This is a genomic window from Bradyrhizobium sp. Ken51 (genome assembly GCF_055807435.1).
This window is the reverse complement of the sequence record NZ_JBVVPB010000215.1, coordinates 1-234: the sequence shown is the minus strand read 5'-3', so window position 1 is coordinate 234 and position 234 is coordinate 1. Positions and strand designations below refer to the sequence as shown.

At 53.4% G+C, this 234-nt stretch carries 2 pseudogenes; one reads left to right on the top strand and one right to left on the bottom strand.

The features are described from left to right. Nucleotides 1–10 precede the first annotated feature (10 nt). Nucleotides 11–115 (top strand): annotated as a pseudogene (locus AC0L27_RS41540) (DUF3413 domain-containing protein); the annotation flags it as partial. 38 nt (nt 116–153) lie between these two features. Here AC0L27_RS41540 and AC0L27_RS41535 read toward each other — a convergent pair. Continuing rightward, nucleotides 154–231: pseudogene (locus AC0L27_RS41535) on the bottom strand (DUF3413 domain-containing protein); the annotation flags it as partial. Between the last annotated feature and the right edge of the window lie 3 nt (nt 232–234).

The following is a 234-nucleotide window of genomic DNA, read 5'->3' as shown; positions in this document are numbered from 1 at the left end:
CGAAAATGAGATGGCGCGCGACTGGCAGCTGATGTTCATCAGCGTGCCGGTTATTTTATTGCTTGAACTGGTGTTTGCGACGTGGAGCTGGCAAAAGCTGCGCAGCCTGACGCGTCGTCGACGCTTCGCGCGCCCGCTGGCCGCATTCTTATTTTCGTCTGGGTTGATAACCAGTTGCCAGACGATGGGATTAAGATGGAGATGGAAACGAGTAAAGACTTCGCTATCGATCAG